Annotated in this window: 5 protein-coding genes; 1 reads left to right on the top strand and 4 read right to left on the bottom strand. The window is 59.6% G+C overall.

The window, feature by feature from the left end; all coding sequences use genetic code 11:
- Positions 1-94 precede the first annotated feature (94 nt).
- A complete protein-coding gene (locus tag OC610_RS23615; RefSeq protein WP_217860341.1) occupies positions 95-499 on the bottom strand; it encodes a serine kinase/phosphatase in 405 nt (134 codons plus the stop codon).
- A gap of 133 nt (positions 500-632) precedes the next feature.
- Here OC610_RS23615 and can point away from each other — a divergent pair, with 133 nt between their 5' ends.
- Positions 633-1277: a carbonate dehydratase gene (gene can, locus OC610_RS23620; RefSeq protein ID WP_181289760.1), complete on the top strand. Its 645-nt coding sequence runs from the start codon at positions 633-635 to the stop codon at positions 1275-1277.
- A 10-nt stretch (positions 1278-1287) separates the two neighbouring features.
- On the opposite strand, the gene OC610_RS23625 is transcribed toward can, so the two are convergent.
- From OC610_RS23625 to OC610_RS23635, 3 genes are all read right to left on the bottom strand, one after another.
- Positions 1288-1413 (bottom strand): hypothetical protein, encoded by a 126-nt coding sequence (locus tag OC610_RS23625; RefSeq protein ID WP_408636636.1) that lies wholly within the window; start codon positions 1411-1413, stop codon positions 1288-1290.
- A gap of 78 nt (positions 1414-1491) precedes the next feature.
- Positions 1492-2652, bottom strand: a complete 1161-nt coding sequence (locus tag OC610_RS23630) for a hypothetical protein (RefSeq protein WP_264431270.1) — start codon at positions 2650-2652, stop codon at positions 1492-1494.
- 110 nt (positions 2653-2762) lie between these two features.
- The coding region (locus OC610_RS23635) for a TIGR00366 family protein (RefSeq protein ID WP_264431271.1) at positions 2763-3466 on the bottom strand (704 nt) is incomplete at its 5' end.

Below are 3466 nucleotides of genomic sequence, written 5' to 3' on the forward strand. Positions count from 1 at the left end.
TGTGGGAGCGAGCCTGCTCGCGAAGACGGCGGCAGATTCGGCATTAATGCAAGCTGGCCCACCGCTTTCGCGAGCAAGCTCCCACAGGGTCGAGTCAACGCTTGCCATCGAGCGGATCGATATCGGCCATTTCCGCTTCGTCCAGCCCATCGCCTCCACCAATATCGTTTTCACCAACAACGCTCAGGTCCCAATCGGCCTGTTCATCCTCGCCGGCTTCATGTGCGTCCCGGGCACCGTCTTCATGGATCAGGGTTTCCGGGCTCATGTCATCGTCGGTCGGCTGGCGGTCATCCATCGAGGCGCCTGTCATACCAGCCTCACGGACACGCTCCTCCGGTAGCAGATGCTCGCGCTCATCTTCCGGCAATTCATCACCGATCCGGGCATCGTATTCGTCATCGTCGAATTCCAGCTCACGCATCGAGCCCATGCGATCTTCATTGTCATCGATAGGTTCCGGTTGCGTCGCATCGAAGGGACGTCGTGAATCATTCATGGCAATTCCTCATACTGTGGGCCTTACTAAGAGTCGACCGGCTGCGCGGCCAGGAATTCCAATGCGTCGCCGACGTGACCTCGACCGGCGGTCGTCTGTCACAGTTGCGCACTCTCTATCGAGGCTGGACAGCATGAATGAATTACAAGATCTGATTGATAACAACGCACGCTGGGCCGATGCGATCAAGCAGGAGGATCCTGACTTCTTCGCCAAGCTGGCTCGTCAGCAAACCCCCGAATACCTGTGGATCGGCTGTTCCGACGCGCGGGTGCCGGCCAACGAAATCGTCGGCATGTTGCCGGGTGATCTGTTCGTACACCGTAACGTTGCCAACGTGGTGCTGCACACTGACCTCAATTGCCTGTCGGTGATCCAGTACGCGGTGGATGTGCTCAAGGTCAAGCACATCCTGGTGACGGGCCACTACGGCTGCGGCGGCGTACGTGCCTCGATGCAGGACCGCCAGTTGGGCCTGATCGATGGTTGGCTGCGCTCGATTCGCGATCTGTACTACGAACATCGCGATGCATTGGCCAAGCTACCCACCGAAGAGGAGCGTGTGGACCGCTTGTGCGAACTCAACGTCATCCAGCAGGTGGCGAACGTGGGCCACACCAGCATCGTGCAGAACGCCTGGCACCGGGGACAAAGCCTGTCGATCCACGGGTGCATCTACGGCATCAAGGATGGGCGCTGGAAAAGCCTGGATACGACGATCAGCGGTTTCGAGCAGTTGCCGCCGCAGTATCGGTTGCGGCCGGTAGACGCACCCTGACTGAGGCGTTTCAGTTGCGATGACAGCGACGCCGCGCGAATTGCCGATACAGCTTCTGTTCGGTGCTGGCGTAGTCCATCGTCAGGCAATCGCCTTCGCGGATCTCGGTCAATGACCATAGCCACAGTTCGCTCATGGCCAGGAAGACGCCGACAGGTGCTGCAAAACACTTTCCCGCGTGAGCGCAGGCTCGCACGGGAAAGCTTGTCAGGGGTTATACGGCTTCGACAGGCAATGGCATCGGCACTTTCAGCTGCTGCAGTTCCGACTTGATCGGCGGCGTCTCACATTTTTTCTCCGCGTCCGCCTCGCTCAGCTTGCGAACCGAGGTGTAGAACAGCTCGCAGGTCTTTTCCTTTTGAGTCACCTGCCAGGTCTGCGTGCACTGGTTCAGCAGTGTGCTCGGGTCGGTCCCTGGCTTGCTGCCCATTCCGGCCTGCCAGCAGGCAGCACTCAAATCCTGGCCCATGACTTTCAAACCGGCGGCATCGGCCTTGGCCTGGTCACCGTCGTAGCTGGCCGGGTCGGCGGCGTACCAGATGTAGCTGGGATGGTTGGAACCCAGGACCGGAACCTTGGCGCCTGGAGCCGGCTCGATGGTCGCCAGGCCGAGCACGGCCACGGTCTGGCCGTATTGGGTCTTGATCCAGTCCCGGACGGGCGCGCCGAAGGCCACCATTGGCAACGACGTGCCCTTGGCTCCTCGAGTGACTTGCCTGACCATGGTGGTCTGGTAATCGTTGAAGTAACTGTAGAGCCCTGCCAGCGTACTGCCGGCATTGGACGGGGCTGCGATGGGTGCGATGTCGATGATGGTCTGGTAAGCCGGTGTGTTCGGAGCGGCAATACCGTTGGCGGTCAGCAGCGTGGCCCAGCGATCCGTGGTGGCCGATTCCAGGTAATCCTGGGCCTGGGTCAGGGAATAATCCGGCGGGAAGTGCAGCAGTTCGACACTCTTGCGGTTGTCCAGGGCCATGCCCAACGGCAGGAACAGGTACCAGTTGTAGGCCCATTTTTTATCATTATTGAGTTTTGTAGCGCCGTTGTATGCCAGATCCCCGGCGTCGAGCAGGTTTTTCAGCGGTTGGCCGTAGCTCTTCGGCACGCCGCTGATATTCGCATGGACGGTGCCGTTGTCGCTTTTGACGCTGACCTTGGCCGCGTCGTAGCCATCACGCTGGACGCTTTGCGTCAGGTAATGTTCGACGGTCTGCTCAAGCGTCCAGTTGCGAAAGCAGATGACGTTGCAATTGTTGGGGTAAGCGAAGAGGCGGGTAACGCGCTCGGTGCTGCCAAGGTTTACATCGATGTTGGCGGCTTGGGCGGTGGCGCTCAAGGCCAGGGCGGCAAGAGGAAGTGCGGCGAGTTTGAACATGCTCAGATCCTTTTCAGCGTGGGCCCCTCGAAACAGGGTGTATCCATACTGAAACAGACGGAGCCGAAGAAGAAGTGGGCCGATGGAAAAATCGGCCCTTTTTTATGGCTTTATGGCATCACTGGCGGCAGATAACTCAATGTCGTCCCCAGCGCCCACAGCAGCGCCAGCACCAACGGCGTATGCACCAGCAACTGCACGAAGGAAAAACCGATCAAGTCCCGGGCTTTCAACCCGAGCACGCCCAACAACGGAAGCATGTAGAACGGGTTGATCAGGTTCGGCAGCGCTTCGGCGGCGTTATAGATCTGCACCGCCCAGCCCAGGTGGTAGTTGAGGTCGTTGGCCACCTGCATCACATAAGGCGCCTCAATGATCCACTTACCGCCGCCGGAGGGAATGAAAAAGCCCAGTACCGCCGAATAGACACCCATCAACAGGGCGTAGGTGTCATGGGAGGCAATCTGTACGAAAAAGGTCGAGATATGGTGGGCCAGCGTCTGCGCATCGCTGCCCTTGACCGTGGTCAGCAGCGCGGCGATCGAGCCGTACAGTGGAAACTGGATCAACACGCCCGTGGTGGTCGGCACCGCGCGGGCCACGGCGTCAAGAAAGCTGCGTGGCCGCCAGTGAAGCAAGGCCCCGAGCATGATGAACAAAAAGTTGTAGGTATTGAGTCCGGAAATGGCGCTGATCGCCGGCTTGGTCGAAAACTCATGGAACAGCCAGCCGGCGGCCAGCAGCACCAGCGCAATCGTCAGCAGCGGACTGTGTTCCAGCCATTCCCCGGGTCGGGTCCGCGGTTGCAGCGCCG

The sequence above is a fragment of the Pseudomonas agronomica genome, from assembly GCF_025917275.1.
Classification (GTDB): Bacteria; Pseudomonadota; Gammaproteobacteria; order Pseudomonadales; family Pseudomonadaceae; genus Aquipseudomonas; species Aquipseudomonas agronomica.

What these genes read in the sequence shown, in the direction of transcription:
- OC610_RS23630 (WP_264431270.1), bottom strand. Translation starts at nt 2,652, where the DNA reads ATGTTCAAACTCGCCGCACTTCCTCTTGCCGCCCTGGCCTTGAGCGCC.
- OC610_RS23625 (WP_408636636.1), bottom strand. Translation starts at nt 1,413, where the DNA reads ATGAGCGAACTGTGGCTATGGTCATTGACCGAGATCCGCGAAGGCGAT.
- OC610_RS23615 (WP_217860341.1), bottom strand. Translation starts at nt 499, where the DNA reads ATGAATGATTCACGACGTCCCTTCGATGCGACGCAACCGGAACCTATC.
- can (WP_181289760.1), top strand. Translation starts at nt 633, where the DNA reads ATGAATGAATTACAAGATCTGATTGATAACAACGCACGCTGGGCCGAT.